This window comes from Kitasatospora sp. NPDC058965, assembly GCF_042741245.1.
Lineage (GTDB): Bacteria > Actinomycetota > Actinomycetes > Streptomycetales > Streptomycetaceae > Kitasatospora.
In genome coordinates this window covers 1-22444 of sequence record NZ_JBHYKG010000067.1, presented here as the reverse complement: position 1 = coordinate 22444, position 22444 = coordinate 1, and the positions used below count along the sequence as shown (strand labels likewise).

General features: G+C 73.2%; 20 protein-coding genes. 19 read left to right on the top strand and 1 reads right to left on the bottom strand.

All coding sequences use genetic code 11. The annotated features are described in order from the left end of the window. The first annotated feature begins 17 nt into the window (after positions 1 to 17). The 15 genes from ACFW1A_RS14145 to ACFW1A_RS14075 all read left to right on the top strand — a co-directional run bounded on the left by ACFW1A_RS14145 (position 18) and on the right by ACFW1A_RS14075 (position 16924). Complete coding sequence (locus ACFW1A_RS14145) at positions 18 to 1535, top strand: anthranilate synthase component I (protein WP_380408644.1); 1518 nt, start codon at positions 18 to 20, stop codon at positions 1533 to 1535. Positions 1536 to 1602: 67 nt separating this feature from the next. Continuing rightward, complete coding sequence (locus tag ACFW1A_RS14140) at positions 1603 to 2217, top strand: TIGR02234 family membrane protein (protein ID WP_380408642.1); 615 nt, start codon at positions 1603 to 1605, stop codon at positions 2215 to 2217. Positions 2218 to 2342: 125 nt separating this feature from the next. Continuing rightward, the gene (locus ACFW1A_RS14135; RefSeq protein ID WP_380408640.1) at positions 2343 to 2624 is read left to right on the top strand and encodes an HGxxPAAW family protein; all 282 of its coding nucleotides are present in this window, start codon (positions 2343 to 2345) and stop codon (positions 2622 to 2624) included. A 149-nt stretch (positions 2625 to 2773) separates the two neighbouring features. Beyond that, the gene (locus tag ACFW1A_RS14130) at positions 2774 to 3214 is read left to right on the top strand and encodes a DUF2752 domain-containing protein (RefSeq protein ID WP_380408638.1); all 441 of its coding nucleotides are present in this window, start codon (positions 2774 to 2776) and stop codon (positions 3212 to 3214) included. 238 nt (positions 3215 to 3452) lie between these two features. Next, positions 3453 to 4259, top strand: coding sequence for an indole-3-glycerol phosphate synthase TrpC (trpC, locus tag ACFW1A_RS14125; protein ID WP_380408636.1), 807 nt, complete (start codon positions 3453 to 3455; stop codon positions 4257 to 4259). Positions 4260 to 4263: 4 nt separating this feature from the next. After that, entirely contained in the window at positions 4264 to 4413 is a 150-nt protein-coding gene (gene trpM / locus ACFW1A_RS14120; RefSeq protein WP_380408634.1) for a tryptophan biosynthesis modulator TrpM, read from the top strand. Positions 4414 to 4450: 37 nt separating this feature from the next. Next, positions 4451 to 5686 (top strand): tryptophan synthase subunit beta, encoded by a 1236-nt coding sequence (trpB, locus tag ACFW1A_RS14115; RefSeq protein WP_380408632.1) that lies wholly within the window; start codon positions 4451 to 4453, stop codon positions 5684 to 5686. Further along, a complete protein-coding gene (trpA, locus tag ACFW1A_RS14110; RefSeq protein ID WP_380408630.1) occupies positions 5683 to 6492 on the top strand; it encodes a tryptophan synthase subunit alpha in 810 nt (269 codons plus the stop codon). The genes trpB and trpA overlap by 4 nt, the downstream gene beginning before the upstream one ends. A 234-nt stretch (positions 6493 to 6726) precedes the next feature. Next, positions 6727 to 6903 carry a hypothetical protein gene (locus ACFW1A_RS14105; protein WP_380408628.1) on the top strand — a complete coding sequence of 59 codons (177 nt, stop codon included), beginning with the start codon at positions 6727 to 6729 and terminating at the stop codon, positions 6901 to 6903. A gap of 112 nt (positions 6904 to 7015) precedes the next feature. Continuing rightward, entirely contained in the window at positions 7016 to 7504 is a 489-nt protein-coding gene (locus ACFW1A_RS14100; RefSeq protein WP_380408626.1) for a MauE/DoxX family redox-associated membrane protein, read from the top strand. A gap of 34 nt (positions 7505 to 7538) precedes the next feature. Continuing rightward, positions 7539 to 8411 (top strand): DsbA family protein, encoded by an 873-nt coding sequence (locus ACFW1A_RS14095; protein WP_380408624.1) that lies wholly within the window; start codon positions 7539 to 7541, stop codon positions 8409 to 8411. A gap of 93 nt (positions 8412 to 8504) precedes the next feature. Next, positions 8505 to 9503: a prolipoprotein diacylglyceryl transferase gene (gene lgt / locus ACFW1A_RS14090; RefSeq protein ID WP_380408622.1), complete on the top strand. Its 999-nt coding sequence runs from the start codon at positions 8505 to 8507 to the stop codon at positions 9501 to 9503. Positions 9504 to 9712: 209 nt separating this feature from the next. Continuing rightward, positions 9713 to 10456, top strand: coding sequence for a VIT1/CCC1 transporter family protein (locus ACFW1A_RS14085; protein WP_380408620.1), 744 nt, complete (start codon positions 9713 to 9715; stop codon positions 10454 to 10456). A gap of 401 nt (positions 10457 to 10857) precedes the next feature. Further along, positions 10858 to 15471 (top strand): glutamate synthase large subunit, encoded by a 4614-nt coding sequence (gene gltB / locus ACFW1A_RS14080; RefSeq protein WP_380408618.1) that lies wholly within the window; start codon positions 10858 to 10860, stop codon positions 15469 to 15471. Then, positions 15464 to 16924 carry a glutamate synthase subunit beta gene (locus ACFW1A_RS14075; protein WP_380408616.1) on the top strand — a complete coding sequence of 487 codons (1461 nt, stop codon included), beginning with the start codon at positions 15464 to 15466 and terminating at the stop codon, positions 16922 to 16924. The genes gltB and ACFW1A_RS14075 overlap by 8 nt, the downstream gene beginning before the upstream one ends. Before the next feature lie 196 nt (positions 16925 to 17120). Here the strand turns inward: ACFW1A_RS14075 and ACFW1A_RS14070 are convergent, their stop codons facing one another. Continuing rightward, complete coding sequence (locus tag ACFW1A_RS14070; RefSeq protein ID WP_380408614.1) at positions 17121 to 18092, bottom strand: DUF5937 family protein; 972 nt, start codon at positions 18090 to 18092, stop codon at positions 17121 to 17123. 69 nt (positions 18093 to 18161) lie between these two features. Between ACFW1A_RS14070 and ACFW1A_RS14065 the strand changes: the two genes are divergently transcribed. The 4 genes from ACFW1A_RS14065 (at position 18162) to ACFW1A_RS14050 (ending at position 22392) form a co-directional block, all read left to right on the top strand. Next, a complete protein-coding gene (locus ACFW1A_RS14065; RefSeq protein WP_380408610.1) occupies positions 18162 to 19382 on the top strand; it encodes an MFS transporter in 1221 nt (406 codons plus the stop codon). A 169-nt stretch (positions 19383 to 19551) separates the two neighbouring features. Next, positions 19552 to 20421: a helix-turn-helix domain-containing protein gene (locus tag ACFW1A_RS14060; protein WP_380408607.1), complete on the top strand. Its 870-nt coding sequence runs from the start codon at positions 19552 to 19554 to the stop codon at positions 20419 to 20421. 79 nt (positions 20422 to 20500) lie between these two features. Beyond that, a complete protein-coding gene (locus tag ACFW1A_RS14055; RefSeq protein WP_380408605.1) occupies positions 20501 to 21958 on the top strand; it encodes an aldehyde dehydrogenase family protein in 1458 nt (485 codons plus the stop codon). 134 nt (positions 21959 to 22092) lie between these two features. Then, positions 22093 to 22392, top strand: a complete 300-nt coding sequence (locus tag ACFW1A_RS14050) for a hypothetical protein (RefSeq protein ID WP_380408603.1) — start codon at positions 22093 to 22095, stop codon at positions 22390 to 22392. Positions 22393 to 22444: the final 52 nt, after the last annotated feature.

Genomic DNA, 22444 nt, shown 5'->3' with positions numbered 1-22444 from the left:
GAGTTGGTGTCCACGCCATGGACCTTGAGGCCTTCCGCAAGCTCGCCGTCGACACCCGGGTGATCCCGGTCACCCGCCGGCTCCTGGCGGACGGCCTGACGCCGATCGGCCTGTACCGCTCGCTGGCCGGCGAGCGCCCGGGCACCTTCCTGCTGGAGTCGGCCGAGCAGGGCCGCAGCTGGTCGCGGTACTCCTTCGTGGGCGTGCGCGGCGCGGCCACCCTGACCGTGGACGAGGACGGCGGCGCCCGCTGGCTGGGCACCCCGCCGGTCGGCATCCCGCGCGGCGGCGACCCGCTGGAGGTGCTGCGGGCCGCGCTGACCGCGCTGCACACCCCGCGGCACGACGACGACGGCCTGCCCCCGCTGACCGGCGGCCTGGTCGGCTACCTCGGCTACGACATCGTGCGCCGGCTGGAGAAGCTGCCCGACCTCAACCCGGACGACCTGGGCCTGCCCGAGCTGACCATGATGCTGGCCACCGACCTCGCGGTGCTGGACCACGTGGACGGCACGGTCCTGCTGATCGCCAACGCGGTCAACCACAACGACCTCTCCAGCGGCGCGGACGAGGCCTACGCGGACGCGGTGGCCCGGCTGGACGCGATGGAGGCCGAGCTCGCCAAGCCGGTCGACCCGGGCCTGGCCACCTTCACCCCCACCGCCGCTGACGCCGTGTCACCCTTCGGCGGGGCGCCCTACCGGGCCGCGGTCGAGGTGGTCAAGGAGCGGATCCGGGCCGGCGAGGCCTTCCAGGTGGTCCCCTCGCAGCGGTTCGAGGCGCCCTGCCCGGCCTCCGCGCTGGACGTCTACCGGGTGCTGCGCACCACCAACCCCAGCCCGTACATGTACCTGTTCCGGTTCCCCGGGCCGGACGGCGGCGCCGAGGGCGGCTTCGACGTGGTCGGCTCCAGCCCCGAGGCGCTGGTCAAGGTGACGGGGGGTCAGGCGATGGTGCACCCGATCGCCGGCACCCGGCACCGCGGCGCCACCCCGCAGGAGGACGCCGAGCTGGCCGCCGAGCTGCTGGCCGACCCCAAGGAGCGGGCCGAGCACCTGATGCTGGTCGACCTCGGCCGCAACGACCTGGGCCGGGTCTGCACCCCGGGCAGCGTCGAGGTGGTCGACTTCATGTCGATCGAGCGGTACAGCCACGTGATGCACATCGTCTCCACCGTCACCGGCGAGGTGGCCGACGGCCGCACCGCCTTCGACGTGCTCACCGCCTGCTTCCCGGCCGGGACGCTGTCCGGCGCGCCCAAGCCGCGGGCGATGCGGATCATCGAGGAGCTGGAGCCCACCCGCCGCGGCCTGTACGGCGGGTGCGTCGGCTACCTGGACTTCGCCGGCGACGCGGACACCGCGATCGCCATCCGCACCGCCGTGCTGCGCGGCGGCACCGCCTACGTGCAGGCCGGCGCCGGCGTGGTGGCCGACTCCGACCCGGCCGGCGAGGACACCGAGTGCCGCAACAAGGCGGCCGCCGTGCTGCGCGCGGTCGCCACCGCCAACACGCTGCGGACCCCGGTGGCCTGAGCCCCCCGCGTCCGGCCGGGGTACCCCCAACGGTTCGGGCGCGACGGGCTCGGGGGATAGTGGACGGGTGAGCGCCATCCCCACCCCCCGTGCCGAGTCCGCCGCCGCGCCCCGTACCGCCAGCCGGCGGGGCCTGGCCCTGATGCTGCTGCTCACCGTGCTGGGCGCGGTGCTGGTGCTGGTCGCGGTGGGGCGCACCTGGGCGCAGGGCACCGCGGCCGGCAACCTCGCGGTGGCCGCCTCGGGCAGCGACATCTCCGGCCTGCCGGGCGCGCTCGCGCTGGTCGGGCTGGCCTCCGCGGTCGCGGTCTTCGCGGTGCGCGGGGCCGGGCGGCAGCTGGTCGGCGTACTGGTGGTGGCGGCCGGGCTGGGCGCCGCGGCCGGCGCGGCGCTGGGCGCCGGCGACAGCAGCACGGTGGACGCGCTGGCCTCGCGCCGACTCGCGCTGACCGGCACCGTGGCCGAGCGGGTCGGCCACACCGCGTGGCCGTACGTGGCGCTGCTCGGCGGGCTGCTGCTGGCCGCGGCCGGCGCGCTGACCCTGCTGCGCGGGCGGGACTGGCCGGCCATGGGCGCCCGTTACGAGGCCCCCACCGCCAAGACCGCCGCGCCGGGCGCCGGGAGCACCCCCGCCGACCTGTGGAAGGCCCTGGACCGCGGTGAGGACCCGACCGCGGGCTGACCGGCCGCCTCCCCGCGGAGCCGGCGCGTCAACCGTGACGGTGCTCACCACGACCCCGCTTTGGGCACCGTGACGGCGTCCGCAACAATGGAGGGGACAGGACCGCAAAACCTAGGAGCACCCAGATGTCTAAGCAAGCCCACGGACACACCCCCGCGGCCTGGACCGGTGTGGTCATCAGCTTCGTCGGCTTCTGCATCTCCGGCGCCGGCATGATCATGGCCTCCACGCTGATCGTGGTGGCGGGCCTCGTGGTGGCGTTCGTCGTCGCCGGCGCGGTCGGCCTCGCGATGAAGGGTGCCGGCCTGGGCAAGCAGCCCGACGCGTCGGTGGAGAAGTACAAGGCCGAGTTCCGTGCGGCGCGTGCGGCGGGCACCCCGGAGGCGGTCGGCGCCGGCGCCCACTGAGGCATCCAGCAGCTTCCCGGACCGGGGCGCCGCCGCGACGGCGGGCGCCCCGGTCCGTGCGTTCGGGGCCCGGCGCGCACCGCGGCCCGTGCGCCCGGCCACCCGCGCGGCGTAACGCACCACCCACCCGGCCGGGGGACAATCGGCCCGTGACCGCCCCCAGCACCCCGGCCGGCGCCCCCGCCGCGCTGCGCCGCCTCGCCCGCCCGTTCGCCGCGCTGACCGCCGTGGCGCTGCCCACCCTGTACATCGGTGCGGTGGACCCCAACCGACCCGGCCACTACCCGACCTGCCCGTTCCTCCAGGCCACCGGCTGGTGGTGCCCCGGTTGCGGCGGCCTGCGCTGCGTGCACGCGCTGACCCGCGGCGACCTCAACGGGGCGATCCACGACAACCTGCTCGCCGTGGTGCTCTTCCTGGTGCTCGGGGGGCTCTGGCTCGGCTGGGTCCGGGCCGCGCTCACCGGCGGCCGGCCGCCCCGCCCGGCCCTGGGCCGCACCGGCACCGTCGTGCTGCTGCTGGTGCTGGTCGGCTTCACGGTGCTGCGCAACCTGCCCGCCGGCGCCTCGCTCGCACCGCCGCTGGTCTGACCCCGCCGCGCGTCCACCGCTCGGCCGGGAGGCGTCCGACCTGCTCAGCGGGCGGTCCGCTGGGCGAGACGCGCGCCGGGCGGATGCGCCCCGCGCGCCCCGGTGCCGATACCATCGAGGTGCTGACGGGGGTTGCGGATCGGTGCCCTTCCGCGCCGTCCCGGACGCATGTTCCGGCTAGCAGACTGACGGGGGCGCCTGTCGTGAGCGAGCGAAGCGAGCCTAAGGAGGCGGGCGCATGACCGTGCTCGACGAGATCATCGACGGGGTCCGGCAGGACCTCGCGGAGCGCCAGGCCCGGGTCTCCCTGGACGAGCTCAAGGAGCTGGCCGCCAAGGCCCGCGACGCCAAGGACGGCGTCGCCGCGCTGCGCGGCGAGAGCATCCGCGTGATCTGCGAGGTCAAGCGGTCCAGCCCGTCCAAGGGTGCGCTGGCCGCCATCGCCGACCCGGCCGCACTGGCCCGCGACTACGCCGCCGGCGGCGCGGCCGCGATCAGCGTGCTCACCGAGCAGCGCCGGTTCGGCGGCTCGCTGGCCGACCTGGACGCCGTCCGGGCCGCGGTGGACACCCCGGTGCTGCGCAAGGACTTCATCGTCACCGCCTACCAGCTCTGGGAGGCCCGGGCGCACGGTGCGGACCTGGCGCTGCTGATCGTCGCGGCGCTGGACCAGCCGGCCCTGGTCTCGCTGATCGAGCGGGCCGAGTCGATCGGGCTGACCCCGCTGGTCGAGGTGCACGACGAGGAGGAGATCCGCCGCGCGGTGGACGCCGGCGCGCGGATCATCGGGGTCAACGCCCGCAACCTGAAGACCCTCGAGGTGGACCGCAACACCTTCGCCAACGTGGCGCACCTGATCCCCGGCAGCATCGTCAAGGTCGCCGAGTCCGGCGTGCGCGGCCCGCACGACCTGATCGCCTACGCCAACGAGGGCGCCGACGCGGTGCTGGTCGGCGAGTCGCTGGTGACCGGCAAGGACCCCAAGGCGGCGGTGGCCGACCTGGTGGCCGCCGGCGCCCACCCGGCCCTGCGCAACAAGGGCTGACCCGATGGCCCTCGCCGCCCGCCTGCAGGCCGGCTGCCGCCCGCGCGGCTGCCGCGCCCCGGCGCGCCGGGTGCTGGGCCGGCGGGTGCGCTACGTGATCGGTTGCGAGCCCGGGCAGGTCCCCGGTCGGCGATGGCGCCGGACGCACGGCTGAACCCGTTCCGTCCGACCGACCATCACGAAGGATCACCATGTCCGACCTTCCGACCGGCCCGCAGGTGCCCGACGCCCGCGGCTACTTCGGCGCCTACGGCGGCCGCTTCATCCCGGAGGCGCTGATCGCCGCCGTGGAGCAGGTGGCCGAGGAGTACGAGAAGGCCAAGAACGACCCGGCCTTCACCGCCGAGCTCGACCTGCTGCTCAAGGACTACACCGGCCGCCCGAGCCCGCTCACCGACGTGCACCGGTTCTCCGCCGAGGCCGGCGGGGCCCGGGTGCTGCTCAAGCGCGAGGACCTCAACCACACCGGCTCGCACAAGATCAACAACGTGCTGGGCCAGGCGCTGCTCACCCGCCGGATGGGCAAGACCCGGATCATCGCCGAGACCGGCGCGGGCCAGCACGGCGTGGCCACCGCCACCGCCTGCGCGCTGTTCGGCTTCGACTGCACCATCTACATGGGCGAGGTGGACACCCAGCGCCAGGCGCTGAACGTCGCCCGGATGCGGATGCTCGGCGCCGAGGTGGTGGCCGTCAAGTCCGGCAGCCGCACCCTCAAGGACGCGATCAACGAGGCCTTCCGCGACTGGGTGGCCAACGTCGACTCCACCCACTACCTGTTCGGCACGGTGGCCGGCCCGCACCCGTTCCCGGCCATGGTGCGCGACTTCCACCGGGTGATCGGCATCGAGGCCCGGGCCCAGGTGCTGGAGCGGACCGGCGCGCTGCCGGACGCGGTGGTGGCCTGCGTGGGCGGCGGCTCCAACGCGATGGGCATCTTCCACGAGTTCATCCCGGACGCCGGGGTGCGGCTGATCGGCTGCGAGGCGGCCGGCGAGGGCGCCGACACCCCGCGCCACGCGGCCACCCTGACCAAGGGCGACCCGGGCGTGCTGCACGGCGCCCGCACCTACGTGCTGCAGGACGAGGACGGCCAGACCATCGAGAGCCACTCGATCTCGGCCGGCCTGGACTACCCCGGGGTCGGCCCCGAGCACGCCTGGCTGAAGGACACCGGCCGGGCCGAGTACCGCCCGGTCACCGACGACGCGGCGATGCAGGCACTGCGCCTGCTGTCGCGCACCGAGGGCATCATCCCGGCCATCGAGAGCGCGCACGCGCTGGCCGGCGCGCTGGAGCTGGGCCGCGAGCTGGGACCGGACGCCACCATCCTGGTCAGCCTGTCCGGCCGCGGCGACAAGGACATGCACACCGCCGCCCAGTACTTCGGCCTGTACGACGAGCCCGCCCAGGGGGAGAACCGATGACCAGCAAGCTCACGGCCGTCCTGGCGGCGGCCAAGGCCGAGGGCCGGGCCGCGCTGATCGGCTACCTGCCGGCCGGCTTCCCGACCGTCGAGGGCGGGATCAACGCGGTCAACGCCCTCCTGGAGGGCGGCTGCGACGTGGTCGAGGTCGGCCTGCCGCACTCCGACCCGGTGCTGGACGGCCCGACCATCCAGACCGCGGACGACATCGCGCTGCGCGGCGGCGTGCGGATCAAGGACGTGCTGCGCACCGTGCAGGAGGTGGCCGCGGCGCACCCGGCGGCCGCGGTGCTGGTGATGACCTACTGGAACCCGGTGGACCGCTACGGCACCGCCCGGTTCGCCGCCGACCTGGCGGCGGCCGGCGGGGCCGGGGTGATCCTGCCGGACCTGCCGGTCGAGGAGTCGGTCGAGTGGCGCAAGGCCGCCGCCGAGCACGGCCTGGACACCGTCTTCGTGGTCGCCCCGTCCAGCCAGGACAAGCGGCTGGCCGAGGTGACCGCGGCCGGCAGCGGCTTCGTCTACGCGGCCGCGGTGATGGGCGTGACCGGCAGCCGGGCCCAGGTCGGCGAGCTGGCCGAGGACCTGGTCGCCCGCACCAGGGCCACCACCGAGCTGCCGGTCTGCGTGGGCCTGGGCGTCTCCACCGCGGACCAGGCCGCCGAGGTGGCCGGCTTCGCGGACGGCGTGATCGTCGGCTCGGCCTTCGTGCAGCGGATCCTGGAGGCCGACGGCGACGAGGCGGCCGCGCTCGCCGCGGTGCGCGCGCTGGCGGCCGACCTGGCGCAGGGCGTGCGCTCGCGCTGACGCGCCGCGGCACTCGACGGCCCGTCACCCCGGAAGGGGTGGCGGGCCGTTCTGCTGTGCGCGTCCGGGAGGGCTCCGCGCTCGCCCGTGCGGGTGAATCGGGGCAGCCGCTCGTGTCATCCCCGATCGGCTGACGTTGCATCAGGTGTCCCGTGGGGAACGGCTGCCAGCCCTTCCGTTCGGGTACTCCCGATGCGTTCCCAGTCCGTCGTTCCGGCTCCGAGGAGGCCCGCCGTGGTCGGCCTGCACCGTGCGGTCCTGGTCAGGGCGGCCGCCGCCGCGCTGGCGCTGCTGGTGGCGTACGGCGGCGAGGACGCGGTGGGGCACGCGCTGGCCAGGCGGGGGGCCGAGCGGGCCGCGCACCAGAGCCAGCAGCCGAGCCCGCGGCACGCCCCCGCACCGGACCGATGACGTCACGTCCCGTATCGGGATGAATACGACGAGCTTGGAGTAATCGGTCCAAATCCCCTACGGTTCATCAGGAAGCTCCGGCGGGAGCGGAGGACCGAGCGGGGGAGGCGGCATGGCAGGGCGCGCGGCCAGTGGCACGGGCGGTGGCGGGGCACTCGAGTGGGTCAGCCTCGCGGCCCGGCTCGGCCTGGCGGTGGTCTGGGCCTGGGCCGGCCTCGCCAAGATCTCCGACCCGGCGGTGGCCGCCCAGGCGGTGCGGGCCTACCGGATCCTGCCCGAGGGGCTGGTCAAGCCGGTCGGCTACGGGCTGCCGTTCCTCGAACTGGCGCTGGCGGTGCTGCTGCTGGTCGGGCTCGGGGTGCGGATCGCCGCGGTGGTCTCGGTGCTGCTGCTGCTCACCTTCATCGCCGGCATCAGCTCGGCCTGGGCGCGCGGCATCTCGATCGACTGCGGCTGCTTCGGCGGCGGCGGCGCGGTGGACAAGTCGCAGACCGAGTACGGCCAGGAGATCCTGCGCGACTGCGGCTTCCTGCTGCTGGCCGGCTGGCTGGTGGTCAAGCCGCGCTCCAAGTTCTCGGTGGACGGCTGGCTGGCCGCCTGAACCCCCTGACCGTCGATCCCCGGAAGCAGAAGGCATGAGCGACAAGAACCGATCAGGCAAGCGGACCGCCCGCGAGCGGATGCTGGAGGAGCGGGCCGCCCAGGAGTCCAAGGACGCCCGGAAGAAGAAGCTGCTGATCGTGGGCGCCGTGGTGGCCGTGCTGGCGGTCGCCGCCGGGATCGGCATCGCGGTGCAGAGCAGCCGGTCCAGTTCGGACACGCCGAGCGCGGCCCCGGCCGGCGCGATCGGCAACAAGAACCTGGTGATCCCGGACGGCCCGGCCAACGCCCCCTCCACGCTCACCGTGTACGAGGACCCCAGGTGCCCGGCCTGCGGCCAGTTCGAGCGCGAGTTCGCGCCCACCGTGGACCAGCTGCAGGACCAGGGCAAGCTCTACGGGAACTACCACATCGTCTCGTTCATCGACCGGCACGACGGCGGCAAGGGCTCCAAGAACGGGGCCAACGCGCTGGCCTGCGCCCAGGACGCCGGCTACTTCCGGGCGTACCACGACGTGCTCTACCGCAACCAGCCGGACGAGACGGTCGACGCCTGGAAGGACAAGTCCAAGCTGATCGACCTGGCCAAGCAGGTGCCGGGGCTCGACTCGCCCGCCTTCGAGGCCTGCGTCAACACCAACAAGTTCGGCAGCTGGGTCTCCGCCGTCGAGCAGGACTTCGACAAGTCCGGCTACACCTCCACCCCGACCGTGCTGCTCAACGGCAAGCCGATCTACCCCAAGAACGGCGACGAGGAGATCACCCCCGACAACCTGGTGAAGTGGGTGAACGAGGCCAACCAGGGCAAGCAACTGGGCACCACCGGCAACGCCTCGGCCAGCCCCGCGCCGACCAGCACCGCGGCCGAGAGCGACCCGGCGCTGCAGCCCTCCGGCGGCGGTTCGTAGCCGGTCCCACCCGTCGCCCGGGGTGCCGTGTCCGAACCGGTACCCCGGGCGATGCCGGAACCGAGGTCGGCACGCGGTAGCGTCGGACCTGCCATGGAACTCGCTTACATCCCGAGCCCGTCGCGGGGCGTCATCCACCTCGGACCGATCCCGCTGCGCGCGTACGCCTTCTGCATCATCATCGGTGTCGTCGTGGCCGTCTGGCTCGGCAGCAAGCGCTGGGTCGCGCGCGGCGGAGCCAAGCACACGGTCGGCGACATCGCGGTCTGGGCGGTGCCGTTCGGTCTGGTCGGCGGCCGGCTCTACCACGTGATCACCGACCACCAGCTCTACTTCGATCCCGGGCAGAACCCGTGGAACGCCTTCAAGATCTGGGAGGGCGGCCTGGGCATCTGGGGCGCGATCGCGCTCGGCGCGGTCGGCGCCTGGATCGGCGCCCGCCGGCGCGGCGTGCCGCTGCCGGCCTGGGCGGACGCGGTGGCCCCCGGGATCGCGCTGGCCCAGGCCTGCGGGCGCTGGGGGAACTGGTTCAACCAGGAGCTGTACGGCCGGGCCACCACGCTGCCCTGGGGCCTGCACATCCACAAGGTGAACCCGGACGGCTCGGTCACCGACGGCATCTACCAGCCCACCTTCCTGTACGAGTCGCTCTGGTGCGTGGGTGTCGCCGCGCTGGTGATCTGGGCGGACCGGCGGTTCCGGCTCGGGCACGGCCGGGCCTTCGCGCTCTACGTCGCGGCGTACACCGTGGGCCGGTTCTGGATCGAGTACCTGCGGGTGGACGAGGCGCACCACTTCTGGGGCCTGCGGCTGAACGACTGGACCTCGATCGTGGTCTTCGTCGGCGCGGTCGTGTACTTCGTGGTCGTCGGCCGGCTGCGGCCGGGCCGGGAGGACCCGGACAGCATCGACCCGGCGGCGCGCGAGGAGCGGGCCGCGGCCGCGGCGGAGCAGGCGGGCGAGTCGACCGGGGAGCAGGCCGGGGAGCCGGTCGACGGTCCGGGCGCCGACCCCGGGGCGGGTGCCGAGCAGGCGGCCGGTCCGGACGCCGAGCAGCCGCAGCAGGAGTCGAAGCAGAACGGTGCCGTCTGACCCACCGTCACCACGGGCCCCGGAGTGCGTGCACTCCGGGGCCCGTTGTCTTGACCAGTGGACACTTGAACGGCGAATTCGCAGGTCAGCCCAGGTTAGCCAGTCCTGGCTTGCTGGAAAACGTCAGATCATCGGGCTAGCTTCGAGGCTGATAGGACGCCCGGGCCGCTGCCTGGGGGGAGCACGCTGCACCAGGGAGGGCCGCCACCATGAGCGCCACCATCACCGAAATCGTCGACGAGGAGCCCACCGCCCCCCGGATCCCCGACGCCGACCACCACCGCGACGTCAACGGCGGCTGGCTGCGCCCGGCGGTGTTCGGCGCCATGGACGGCCTGGTGTCCAACTTCGCCCTGATGACCGGCGTGGTCGGCGGTTCGGCGGGCAACAGCACCGTGGTGCTGACCGGCCTGGCGGGTCTGGCGGCCGGCGCCTGCTCGATGGCGGCGGGGGAGTACACCTCGGTGGCCTCGCAGCGGGAGCTGGTGGAGGCGGAGATCGAGGCGGAGCGGATCGAGCTGCGCCGCAACCCGCAGGGCGAGCTGGCCGAGCTGGCCCAGGTCTACATATCCCGCGGCGTCGAGCCGGAGCTGGCCCGCCAGGTGGCCGAGCAGCTGACCCGGGACCCCGAGCGGGCGGTGGAGGTGCACGCCCGGGAGGAGCTGGGCATCGACCCGCACGACCTGCCCAGTCCGCTGGTCGCCGCCGCCTCCTCGTTCGCCTGCTTCGCGCTGGGCGCGCTGCTGCCGCTGCTGCCCTACCTGCTGGGGGCCACCTCGCTGCTGCCCGCGCTGGTGCTGGCGGTGCTCGGCCTGTTCGGCTGCGGCGCGGTCGTGGCCCGGGTGACGGCGCGCAGCTGGTGGTTCTCCGGGCTGCGCCAGCTGGTCCTCGGCGGGGCCGCGGCGGGTGTCACCTACCTGCTGGGCTCGTTGATCGGCGGCCACGTCGGCTGATCCGCGGTGTGTGTAATATCACCCACCGCACTGCATAGGCATGCAGAATTTGCGGTCGAAACGGCCCTCGGCCATCACTCCGTCGCCCACGGCGGAGCCGAACGCGTGAATTCGCAGGCGGCCGGCTCGACCGGGCCGGCCGCCGCCGTTTCGGCGCTGTTTCACCCCTGCGGGGACAGGGCACACTGAGGTGAGCCCCGTCTCCGGGCTACCTGCAGGTAAGGGCCTCTGAGCTGCGGCCTTGTCCGCCATGTGGACGAAAGATTCCACTTCCCGGGACTTGCGGCATCATGTAACCTGCACGAAATCGCAGAGGGCCAACGTCGTCCCTGTTGCACGTGAACCCCCGGCCATCGGCCGGGCGGCACCCCCAAATGCTCAAGACGACGACGGGAGAGCCGATGCTGTCTGCATCCATGCACTCCGCCAACGAGCCCCAGGGCAGCGCGAGCTCCCCGTACGCGCTCGTTCCGGATGCGCGACCTGCTGCTCAGGGCCTGTACGACCCGCGAAACGAGCACGACGCCTGCGGCGTCGGCTTCGTCGCCACGCTGACCGGCATCGCCGACCACACCATCGTCGAGCAGGCGCTCACCGTGCTGCGCAACCTGGAGCACCGCGGCGCCACCGGGGCCGAGCCGGACTCCGGCGACGGCGCCGGCATCCTGACCCAGATCCCGGACGCCTTCCTGCGCGCCCAGGTGTCCTTCGAGCTGCCGGCCGCCGGCGGCTACGCGGTGGGCACCGCCTTCCTGCCGGACGACGACGCCGCCGACGCGCAGGCCGTCGCCGCCATCGAGGCGATCGCCGACGAGGAGGGCCTGACCGTCCTCGGCTGGCGCGACGTGCCGATCGCTCCCGACCTGCTGGGCGCCACCGCCCGCTCGGTGATGCCGCGGTTCCGCCAGCTCTTCCTCGCCGCCGAGGGCAAGGCCGGCGTGGCGCTGGACCGGGTCGCCTTCGTGGTCCGCAAGCGCGCCGAGCGCGAGGCCGGGGTGTACTTCCCCTCGCTCTCCGCCCGCACCATCGTCTACAAGGGCATGCTGACCACCGGCCAGCTGGAGCCCTTCTTCCCGGACCTGTCGGACCGGCTGTTCGCCTCGGCGATCGGCCTGGTGCACTCCCGGTTCTCCACCAACACCTTCCCCAGCTGGCCGCTGGCCCACCCGTACCGGTTCGTCGCGCACAACGGTGAGATCAATACCGTCAAGGGCAACCGGAACTGGATGACCGCGCGCGAGTCGCAGCTGGCCACGGACCTGATCCCGGACAACCGGAACGGGCAGGACCTGAGCCGGATCTTCCCGATCTGCACCCCGGACCACTCCGACTCCGCCTCCTTCGACGAGGTGCTGGAGCTGCTCCACCTGGGCGGCCGCTCGCTGCCGCACTCGGTGCTGATGATGATCCCGGAGGCCTGGGAGAACCACGCCACCATGGACCCGGCGCGGCGCGCCTTCTACCAGTACCACTCCAACCTGATGGAGCCCTGGGACGGACCGGCCTGCGTCACCTTCACCGACGGCACCCAGATCGGCGCCGTGCTGGACCGCAACGGCCTGCGCCCGGCCCGGTACTGGATCACCGAGGACGGCCTGGTCGTGCTCTCCTCCGAGGTCGGCGTGCTCGACCTGCCGCAGGAGAAGGTGGTCCAGAAGGGCCGTCTGCAGCCGGGCCGGATGTTCCTGATCGACACCGCCGAGCACCGCCTGGTCCCCGACGAGGAGCTCAAGGCCGCGCTGGCCGCCGAGCACCCCTACCAGGAGTGGGTGGCGGCCGGCCAGATCGAGCTGGCCGAGCTGCCCGAGCGCGAGCACATCGCGCACACCCACGCCTCGGTGACCCGCCGTCAGCAGACCTTCGGGTACACCGAGGAGGAGCTGCGGGTCATCATCGCGCCGATGGCCAAGACCGGCGCCGAGGCGCTCGGCTCGATGGGCACCGACTCGCCGATCGCCGCGCTGTCCGAGAAGCCCCGGCTGATCTTCGACTACTTCGTGCAGCTGTTCGCGCAGGTCACCAACCCGCCGCTGGACGCGATCCGCGAGGAGCTGGTCACCTCCCTGCTCAGCAACCTCGGCCCGGAGGGCAACCTGCTGGCGGCCGAGGCCGCGCACTGCCGCTCGGTCGGCATCACCTTCCCGGTGATCGACAACGACGAGCTGGCGAAGCTGATCCACATCAACCACGACGGCGACCAGCCCGGCCTGAAGGCGGTCACCCTCTCCGGCCTGTACAAGGTCGGCGGCGGTGGCGAGGCGCTGGCCGCGCGGCTGACCGAGATCGCGGCGGAGGCGGACGCGGCGATCGCCGACGGCGCCCGGATCATCGTGCTCTCCGACCGCCACTCGGACGCCGAGCACGCCCCGATCCCCTCGCTGCTGCTCACCTCCGCGGTGCACCACCACCTGATCCGCACCAAGCAGCGCACCAAGGTCTCGCTGCTGGTCGAGGCCGGTGACGTGCGCGAGGTGCACCACGTGGCGCTGCTGATCGGCTACGGCGCCAGCGCGGTCAACCCGTACCTGGCGATGGAGTCGGTCGAGGACCTGGTCGCCCAGGGCACCTTCCTGACCGGCATCGAGCCGGAGAAGGCGATCAAGAACCTGATCAAGGCGCTCGGCAAGGGCGTGCTGAAGGTGATGTCCAAGATGGGCATCTCCACCGTCGCCTCCTACCGCGGCGCGCAGGTCTTCGAGGTCATCGGCCTGTCCCAGGAGACGGTCGACAGCTACTTCGCCGGCACCACCACCAAGCTCGGCGGCATCGGCCTGGCCGAGATCGCCAAGGAGGTGGCCGCCCGGCACGCCAAGGCCTACCCGGCCTCCGGAATCACGGCCGCGCACCGCGCGCTGGAGATCGGCGGCGAGTACCAGTGGCGCCGCGAGGGCGAGCCGCACCTGTTCGACCCGGACACGGTCTTCCGGCTGCAGCACTCCACCCGGGCCCGCCGGTACGACATCTTCAAGCAGTACACCGGCCGGGTGAACGAGCAGTCCGAGCGCCTGATGACGCTGCGCGGCCTGTTCAAGTTCGACGCCAAGGGCCGCGCCCCGATCTCGATCGACGAGGTCGAGCCGGTCTCCGAGATCGTCAAGCGGTTCTCCACCGGCGCCATGTCCTACGGCTCCATCTCGATGGAGGCGCACGAGACGCTGGCCATCGCGATGAACCGGCTGGGCGGCAAGTCCAACACCGGTGAGGGCGGCGAGGACCCGGAGCGCCTGTACGACCCGGCCCGCCGCTCGGCGATCAAGCAGGTCGCCTCCGGTCGGTTCGGCGTCACCTCCGAGTACCTGGTCAACGCCGACGACATCCAGATCAAGATGGCCCAGGGCGCCAAGCCCGGCGAGGGCGGCCAGCTGCCCGGCCACAAGGTCTACCCGTGGGTGGCCCGGACCCGGCACTCGACCCCGGGCGTCGGCCTGATCTCGCCGCCGCCGCACCACGACATCTACTCCATCGAGGACCTGGCTCAGCTGATCCACGACCTCAAGAACGCCAACCCGGCCGCCCGCATCCACGTGAAGCTGGTCTCCGAGGTCGGCGTCGGCACGGTGGCCGCGGGTGTCTCGAAGGCGCACGCCGACGTGGTGCTGGTCTCCGGCCACGACGGCGGCACCGGCGCCTCGCCGCTGACCTCGCTCAAGCACGCGGGCGGCCCCTGGGAGCTCGGCCTGGCCGAGACCCAGCAGACCCTGCTGCTGAACGGCCTGCGCGACCGGATCGTGGTGCAGACCGACGGCCAGCTGAAGACCGGCCGCGACGTGGTGATCGCCGCGCTGCTCGGTGCCGAGGAGTTCGGCTTCGCGACCGCCCCGCTGGTGGTCTCCGGCTGCATCATGATGCGGGTCTGCCACCTGGACACCTGCCCGGTCGGCGTGGCCACGCAGAACCCGGTGCTGCGCGAGCGCTTCTCCGGCAAGCCGGAGTTCGTCGTCAACTTCTTCGAGTTCATCGCCGAGGAGGTCCGCGAGATCCTCGCGGAGCTGGGCTTCCGCTCGATCGAGGAGGCGGTCGGCCACGCCGAGCACATCGACGCGACCGGCGCGGTCGACCACTGGAAGGCGGCCGGCCTGGACCTGGCCCCGCTGTTCCACGTGCCCGAGCTGCCCGCGGGCGCGGCCCGGCACTGCACCACCAGCCAGGACCACGCGCTGGACAAGGCGCTCGACAACCAGCTGATCGAGCTGGCCGAGGACGCCCTGGAGCGCGGCGAGGCGGTGCGGATCCAGCTGCCGATCCGCAACGTCAACCGCACGGTCGGCACCATGCTCGGCCACGAGGTGACCAAGCGGTACCGCGGCGCGGGCCTGCCGGAGGGCACCATCGACGTGACCTTCACCGGCTCGGCCGGCCAGTCGTTCGGCGCCTTCGTGCCGGCCGGCATCACGCTGCGGCTGGAGGGCGACGCCAACGACTACGTCGGCAAGGGCCTGTCCGGCGGCGTGATCGTGGTCCGCCCGGCCCGGGACGCCGCCGCCATCGGCGCCGACGCCCAGGCCCACGTGATCGCGGGCAACACCATCGGCTACGGCGCCACCTCGGGCCGGATCCACCTGCGCGGCAAGGCCGGCGAGCGGTTCGCGGTGCGCAACTCCGGTGCCACCCTGGTGGTGGAGGGCGTGGGCGACCACGGCCTGGAGTACATGACCGGCGGCCGGGTGGTCGTCCTCGGCGAGACCGGCCGCAACCTGGCGGCGGGCATGTCCGGCGGCATCGCCTACGTGCTCGACCTGCGCCCGGCCAACGTCAACGGCGGCCTGGTGGGCATCGAGGCCCCCGACGCCAAGGACCGCGAATGGCTGCGCGAGACCGTGCAGCAGCACTACGAGGAGACCGGCTCGACGGTCGCCGCCGAGCTGCTGGCCGACTGGGGCAGCGGTGTCAGCCGCTTCTCCAAGATCATGCCCACCGACTACAAGGCAGTGCTCGCCGCCAAGGACGCCGCTGAGCGCGACGGGCTCTCCGAGTCCGAGACCACCGCGAAGATGATGGAGGCGGCACATGGCTGACCCCAAGGGCTTCCTGACCACGCCCAAGCAGTTGGCGGAGCGCCGCCCGGTCGACGTTCGGCTCCGTGACTGGAACGAGGTCTACGTCGAGCGCAGCCTCCTGCCGATCATCACCAAGCAGGCCGGCCGCTGCATGGACTGCGGCATCCCGTTCTGCCACAACGGCTGTCCGCTGGGGAACCTGATCCCCGAGTGGAACGACCTGGCCTTCCGCGACGACTGGTCCGGTGCCATCGAGCGGCTGCACGCGACCAACAACTTCCCGGAGTTCACCGGGCGGCTGTGCCCGGCGCCGTGCGAGTCGGCCTGCGTGCTGGGGATCAACCAGGACGCGGTGACCATCAAGAACGTCGAGGTCACCATCATCGACAAGGCCTGGGACAACGGCGGGGTGCGCCCGCAGGCGCCCGAGCGCCTGTCCGGCAAGACGGTCGCCGTGGTCGGCTCCGGCCCCGCGGGCCTGGCCGCCGCCCAGCAGCTGACCCGGGCCGGCCACACCGTGGTGGTCTACGAGCGCGCCGACCGGATCGGCGGCCTGCTGCGCTACGGCATCCCCGAGTTCAAGATGGAGAAGCGCCACATCAACCGCCGCGTCGAGCAGATGCGCGCGGAGGGCACCCGGTTCCGCACCGGCGTGCACGTGGGCGAGGACCTCACCGGCCAGGACCTGCGCAACCGGTTCGACGCGGTCGTGGTCGCGGCCGGCGCCACCACCGCGCGCGACCTGCCGGTGCCCGGCCGCGAGCTCCAGGGCATCCACCAGGCGATGGAGTACCTGCCGCTGGCCAACAAGGTGCAGGAGGGCGACTACGTCGACTCCCCGATCAGCGCCAAGGGCAAGCACGTCATCGTGATCGGCGGCGGTGACACCGGCGCCGACTGCCTGGGCACCGCGCTGCGCCAGGGGGCCGCCTCGGTCACCCAGCTGGAGATCATGCCGCGTCCGAGCGACGACCGGCCGACCGGCCAGCCGTGGCCGACCATGCCGATGGTCTACAAGGTCACCTCCGCGCACGAGGAGGGCGGTGAGCGGGTCTACTCCGTCAACACCACCCACTTCACCGGCGACGAGGACGGCAACGTCCAGGAGCTGCACCTGGTCGAGGTGGAGTTCAAGGACGGCCGCTTCGAGCCGGTCCCCGGCACCGAGCGGGCGATCCCGGCGCAGCTGGTCACGCTGGCCATGGGCTTCACCGGCACCGACCAGAAGAACGGTCTGGTGGACCAGCTGGGCGTCGAGCTGGACGCCCGGGGTAACATCGCCCGGGACGGAAAGTTCGCCACCAACGTCGATGGCGTCTTCGTCTGCGGCGACGCCGGCCGCGGCCAGTCGCTGATCGTCTGGGCGATCGCCGAGGGCCGTTCCACCGCCGCCGCGGTGGACGCGTACCTGGGCGGCAAGACCGCGCTGCCCGCGCCGATCCGGCCCACGGACCGCCCGCTGGTGGTCTGACCCGAGAACCCCCGCGACCCGGCTCCGGCCGGGGCGCGACCCGACCGCCGTGCGGCGGTCCTACCCTCCCGCACACCGCCCGGCCAGCCGGGCTGCCGCTGACCCGTCAGAGCCGCCGGTCCCTCAGCGGAGCACCAACGACGGCGCCTGCCCCGTCCCCGACCAAGGGGGGTAGGCGCCGTCGACATGTCCGCGGTCAGCCGTGCAGCAGCGCCTCGGCCAGCGCGGTGCGCAGGTACAGGACGCTGCGCCCGGTGCGGTGGCGGGCGAGCAGGCCGGCCGCGTGCAGGACGGCCAGGTGGTGCGAGACGTTGGGGGCCGACTGGCCGGTCCGGGCGGCCAGTTCGGTGGTGGAGGCGGGGGAGTCGAGCTCGGCCAGCAGCTGGGCCCGGCCGCGTCCCAGCAGCGCCGCCAGTGCCTCGGGCGGGGCGGCGCCGCCGCGCTCCCACAGGGTGGCGATGCCGCGCGCCGGGTAGCACAGGCCGGGTTGGTAGCGGGTCTCGTCGCTCTCGAAGACCGCGCCGGGCCAGATGAAGACCGAGGGCACCAGCACCAGGCCGCGCCCGGCGGCCAGGCTCCGTCCGGCGGTCTGCCGGCGCTGGACGATCCGCAGCTCGTCGTCCTGCCAGCCGACCTTGGGGTGCAGGCCGTCGAAGAGCGCGGCCGGACCGCCCTGGGCCATCCGCCGGGCCCGGTGCAGCACGTCGCCCTCGAGCAGCCGCTCCATCCGGGGCCAGTGCGGGGCCACGGCCGCGTCCCAGAAGGCCTCGATCTCACCGGCCAGCCGGTCCAGGCCGGCCGTCCCCGCGGCCGCCAGCTCGGCCACCAGCGGTGGCAACGGCTCGCCCAGCCGGGCGAGTTGGCTGCGCAGCTGGTCGGCAGGGGTGGCCCGCAGCCGGTCCAGCTCGGCGGCCAGCGAGGGAGCGGTGGCGGTGGGCGCCGGGGCCAGGAAGTTCGGCAGGTGCCAGGCGGGCATCGGCACCAGCTGGTCCAGCAGCGGGTAGTCGACCCCGGCCAACCGCTCGCGGGCCTGCCGCACCCACGGCAGGTGGAGGGCGCGGGCGCCGACGTCCTTGAGCACCTGCACGGCGCAGACCACCTCGCGCAGCCGGGAGACGGCGAAGCGGGTGGCGGCCAGGTCCTGGGCGGAGAAGCGCAGGGTGAACACGGACGCTCCGGGGATTCGAGCAGGACGAAATCTGTGGGCACCGGTGATCATGCCCGAGAGGCTGGCGCCATGGCGACAGCGATCTCCCTCGGACTGCCCCGCACCGCCGGGCAGCGCCCCCTGGTCGGGGCCCACCTGGTCGACTCCCTGGGCACCGGCGTGGTGCTCAGCTTCGTCCTGGTCTACTTCGTGCGCACCACCGCGCTCCCGGTCACCGCGGTCGGCGCGGCGCTCACCACCGCCCGCCTGCTGGCGCTGCCGACCGCGGTCGTCACCGGCCGGCTGATCGACCGGTTCGGGGCGCGCGCGACGGCGGTGGCCGGCAACGCGCTCTCCGCCCTGGCCTACGCGGGCTTCCTGACGGCCCACCAGCTCTGGCAGGTGGTGCTGGTGAGCTGGCTGGCCCAGGTCGGCGCGGTGGCCTACTGGACCAGCAGCACCGGGCTGGTGGTGCTGGCGGCGGGCGGCGGTCCGCGCACCCGCTGGTTCGCCCTGGTGCAGACGGTGCGCAACGCGGGCCTGGCGGTCGGCGCGGCACTGGGCGCGGCACTGGTCGGATTCGGCGCGCTGCGCCCGGTGGTGGCGCTGAACGCCGGCAGCTACCTGCTGGCGGCCGCGCTGCTGCTGCTGTGGCGCCCGGCCGCGGCGCCCGCGCCCGCGGCGGCGGAGCCGGCCACCGAGGCGGCGACCCCGGGCAGTTACCGCGCGGTGCTGCGGGACCGGCGCTACCTGCTGCTGGTCGCGATCAACCTGGCCAACGTGTTCGGCTCGCTGATCACCAGCCTGCTGCTGGCCGTCTACGTCAGCCTCGCGCTGCACCGCCCGGCCTGGCTGGCCGGCGCGCTGCTGATGATGAACGGCCTGCAGGTGGTGCTCACCCAGGGCCCGGTGGCGGCCCGGCTGGAGCGGCTGCGCCCCACCCGGGCGGTGGCGGCGGCCAGTCTCGTCAACGCGCTCGCCTTCGGCCTGTTCGCGCTGCTGGCCGCCGCGCCCGGGGTGGCCGTGGTGGCGGGGCTGTTCCTGGCGATGTTCCTCTACAACCTGGCCGAGACGATGCGCACCCCGTTCGCCGAGGAGCTCAGCGTCGACCTCGCCGACCCCCGGCTGCGCGGGCGCTACCTCGGCGTCTACCAGCTGTCCTGGAACGTCGGCCAGGCGGTGGCTCCCGGCCTGCTGACCCTGCTGCTCGGTCACGGCGCCGTGCTGCCCTGGCTCTTCCTGGCGGTCACCGCGCTGGCCCAGCCGCCCGCCCTGGCACTGCTCGCGCGGATGGGCAACACGGCTCACTGACAAGGCCGTTCGGCGCCGGCGAGGGAGCCCGTCCGGCCGTCCGACCGGTCTGCGCCGAGTGGTGGACGGCCTGCGGACGCCCAGTGCGAACTCACAGCTTCCACCCGTGGTTGTTGACGGTTATACATGGCAGACTGCCGTCCGTGACAGCGCCAGGGGAGGCAGCGCGATGAACGGCACGGGGCAGTCCGGCAGCGGGGTGACGGTCCGACGGCTGGTGCTCGGCTCGCAGCTGCGCCGGCTGCGCGAGGCGCAGGGGGTCAGCCGGGAGGACGCCGGCTACGAGATCCGGGCCTCCGAGTCGAAGATCGGCCGGATGGAACTGGGCCGGGTCAGCTTCAAGGAGCGGGACGTGGCCGACCTGCTCACCCTGTACGGGGTCGGCGACAGCAACCAGCGCGCCGAACTGCTCGGCATGGTCCGCACGGCCAACGAGGTGCCCTGGTGGCACGACTTCGCCGACGTGGTGCCCGCCTGGTTCCAGACCTACCTCGGCTTCGAGGAGGCGGCCGGCGCGATCTCCTCCTACGAGGTGCAGTTCGTCCCCGGCCTGCTGCAGACCGAGGCCTACGCCCGGGCGGTGGTCGAGCTGGGCTCGATCGCCGCCGGGCAGCGCGAGATCGAGCGCCGGGTCGAGGTGCGGATGCGCCGCCAGCGGCTGCTGGGCGGGGAGCACCCGCCGCACCTGCTCGCGGTGATCGACGAGGCGGCGCTGCGCCGCCCGTGCGGCGGGCCCGAGGTGATGCGCGGTCAGCTGGCCCGGCTGCTGGAGCTGACCGAGCGCCCGGGGATCGAGATCCACGTGATGCCGCTCGGCGTCGCCACCGCCGGCGCCGAGAGCGGCACCTTCTCGCTGCTCTCCTTCCGCGAGCCGGACCTGGCCGAGGTGGTGTACCTGGAGCAGTTCACCACCGCGCTCTACCTGGACCGCCCGCGCGAGGTGGAGGAGTACCGGGACACCCTGGAGCGGCTGCGGGTGGACAGCCTCACGGTCGAACGCAGCCGCGAGCTTCTCCGGACACTGCATCAGGAAGCATGACGCATCAGTAGGATGATCCCCAGTCAGCCCGGGGGAACACGTCGGCTGGATATCGCGCACACACGCGAAGGGGAGTCAGGTGTCCTACTTTTCGGAACTCGCCCTGCAGTACATCGACGGCCAGTGGCGCCCGGGCAGCGGCTCGTGGGACATCGTCGACATCAACCCGTTCAACGGGGAGAAGCTCGCCTCCATCACGGTGGCGACGGTCGCCGAGGTCGACGAGGCCTACCGGGCGGCCGCCCGCGCGCAGCGGGAGTGGGCGCAGACCAACCCGTACCAGCGCCGGCTGGTCTTCGAGCGGGCGCTGCGCCTGGTCGAGGAGCGCGAGCAGCAGATCACCGAGACGATCATCGCCGAGCTCGGCGGCACCTACCTCAAGGCCGGCTTCGAGCTCGCGCTGACCAAGGACATGCTGCGCGAGGCGATGCAGCTGGCGATCCGCCCCGAGGGCCGGATCCTGCCGTCGCCGGTGGACGGCAAGGAGAACCGGCTGTACCGGCTGCCGGTCGGCGTGGTCGGCGTGATCAGCCCGTTCAACTTCCCGCTCTTCCTGTCGATCAAGGGTGTCGCCCCGGCGCTGGCGCTGGGCAACGGCGTGGTGCTCAAGCCGCACCAGGACGCCCCGATCACCGGCGGCACGCTGATCGCCAAGATCCTCGAGGACGCCGGACTGCCGGCCGGTCTGCTCAACGTGCTGGTCACCGACATCGCGGAGATCGGCGACGCCTTCGTCGAGCACCCGGTGCCCAAGGTGATCGCCTTCACCGGCTCGGACAAGGTCGGCCGGCACGTGGCCACCGTGGCGGCCTCGCACTTCAAGCGCTCGGTGCTGGAACTGGGCGGCAACAGCGCGCTGATCGTGCTGGACGACGCCGACCTGGACTACGCGGTGGACGCGGCGGTGTTCAGCCGCTTCGCGCACCAGGGCCAGGTCTGCATGGCGGCCAACCGGGTGCTGGTGGACCGCTCGGTGCTCGCCGCGTTCACCGAGAAGTTCGTCGCCAAGATCCGGACGCTCAAGGTGGGCGACCCGGCCGACCCGGCCACCCAGATCGGCCCGCTGATCAACAGCACCCAGGCCGAGTCCATCACCGCCCAGGTCGACCAGGTGGTCGCCGACGGGGCGACGGTGCTGCTGCGCGGCAGCACCGTCGGGACGCTGATGGACCCGGTGGTGCTCACCGACGTGCCGGCCGGCCACCCGCTGCTGCACCGCGAGCTGTTCGGGCCGGTGGTCATGGTGGTCCCGTTCGACGGCGAGGACGAGGCGGTGGCGATCGCCAACGACACCCCGTTCGGGCTCAGCGGCGCCGTGCACAGCGGCTCGGTGGAGCGCGGCGTGCGGGTGGCGCAGCGGATCGAGAGCGGGATGATCCACGTGAACGACGGGACCATCGCGGACGAGCCGATCGTGCCGTTCGGCGGCGAGAAGAACTCGGGCGTGGGCCGGCTCAACGGCGAGGCCACCGTCGAGGCGTTCACCACGGTCAAGTGGATCTCGATCCAGCACGGGCGCAGCCGGTTCCCGTTCTGACCCGCCGAGCGGGGCGGCGTCCGAGCCGTAATGGCCCACCTGGCAGGTCGGCCATTACGGCTCGTCGTCTTCAGGGGTTGAATCGGACACCATCGGACATACCATCGCAGAAGGAGAGCGATGGGAGGCCGGAGATGACCAGACGAGCCACACCCAGCAGCAAGCTGCGCCGTGGCACCCAGGACCTGCTGGAGCGCCGCGGCATGATGACCAACAGTGGCGGCCAGCGCCCCGTCGGCCCGGTGCTGCACACCAGGACCGGCACTGGCGGCACGGCCGCCCACGGGTCCTACGCGGCCCTGGCCGGTGCCGACCCGTTCGCGCACGGTGGCCGCGGCGGCCCCGAGGAGCGGGCCCGCACCGGCGCCCTGCCGGCCCACGCCGAGCTCAAGGGCCACCGCCACCGCGGCGCCGAGCGCCACTCGGCCCACTGACCCGCCCACCCGCCGGCACGCGGACGGGCCCGCCCACCCCGGAGGGTGCGCG

Coding starts and splice junctions, on each gene's coding strand:
- ACFW1A_RS14135 (WP_380408640.1), top strand. CDS start 2,343: ATGTCTAAGCAAGCCCACGGACACACCCCCGCGGCCTGGACCGGTGTG.
- trpC (WP_380408636.1), top strand. CDS start 3,453: ATGACCGTGCTCGACGAGATCATCGACGGGGTCCGGCAGGACCTCGCG.
- ACFW1A_RS14075 (WP_380408616.1), top strand. CDS start 15,464: ATGGCTGACCCCAAGGGCTTCCTGACCACGCCCAAGCAGTTGGCGGAG.
- gltB (WP_380408618.1), top strand. CDS start 10,858: ATGCTGTCTGCATCCATGCACTCCGCCAACGAGCCCCAGGGCAGCGCG.
- trpB (WP_380408632.1), top strand. CDS start 4,451: ATGTCCGACCTTCCGACCGGCCCGCAGGTGCCCGACGCCCGCGGCTAC.
- trpM (WP_380408634.1), top strand. CDS start 4,264: ATGGCCCTCGCCGCCCGCCTGCAGGCCGGCTGCCGCCCGCGCGGCTGC.
- ACFW1A_RS14085 (WP_380408620.1), top strand. CDS start 9,713: ATGAGCGCCACCATCACCGAAATCGTCGACGAGGAGCCCACCGCCCCC.
- ACFW1A_RS14145 (WP_380408644.1), top strand. CDS start 18: ATGGACCTTGAGGCCTTCCGCAAGCTCGCCGTCGACACCCGGGTGATC.
- ACFW1A_RS14060 (WP_380408607.1), top strand. CDS start 19,552: ATGAACGGCACGGGGCAGTCCGGCAGCGGGGTGACGGTCCGACGGCTG.
- lgt (WP_380408622.1), top strand. CDS start 8,505: ATGGAACTCGCTTACATCCCGAGCCCGTCGCGGGGCGTCATCCACCTC.
- ACFW1A_RS14050 (WP_380408603.1), top strand. CDS start 22,093: ATGACCAGACGAGCCACACCCAGCAGCAAGCTGCGCCGTGGCACCCAG.
- ACFW1A_RS14065 (WP_380408610.1), top strand. CDS start 18,162: ATGGCGACAGCGATCTCCCTCGGACTGCCCCGCACCGCCGGGCAGCGC.
- ACFW1A_RS14095 (WP_380408624.1), top strand. CDS start 7,539: ATGAGCGACAAGAACCGATCAGGCAAGCGGACCGCCCGCGAGCGGATG.
- trpA (WP_380408630.1), top strand. CDS start 5,683: ATGACCAGCAAGCTCACGGCCGTCCTGGCGGCGGCCAAGGCCGAGGGC.
- ACFW1A_RS14100 (WP_380408626.1), top strand. CDS start 7,016: ATGGCAGGGCGCGCGGCCAGTGGCACGGGCGGTGGCGGGGCACTCGAG.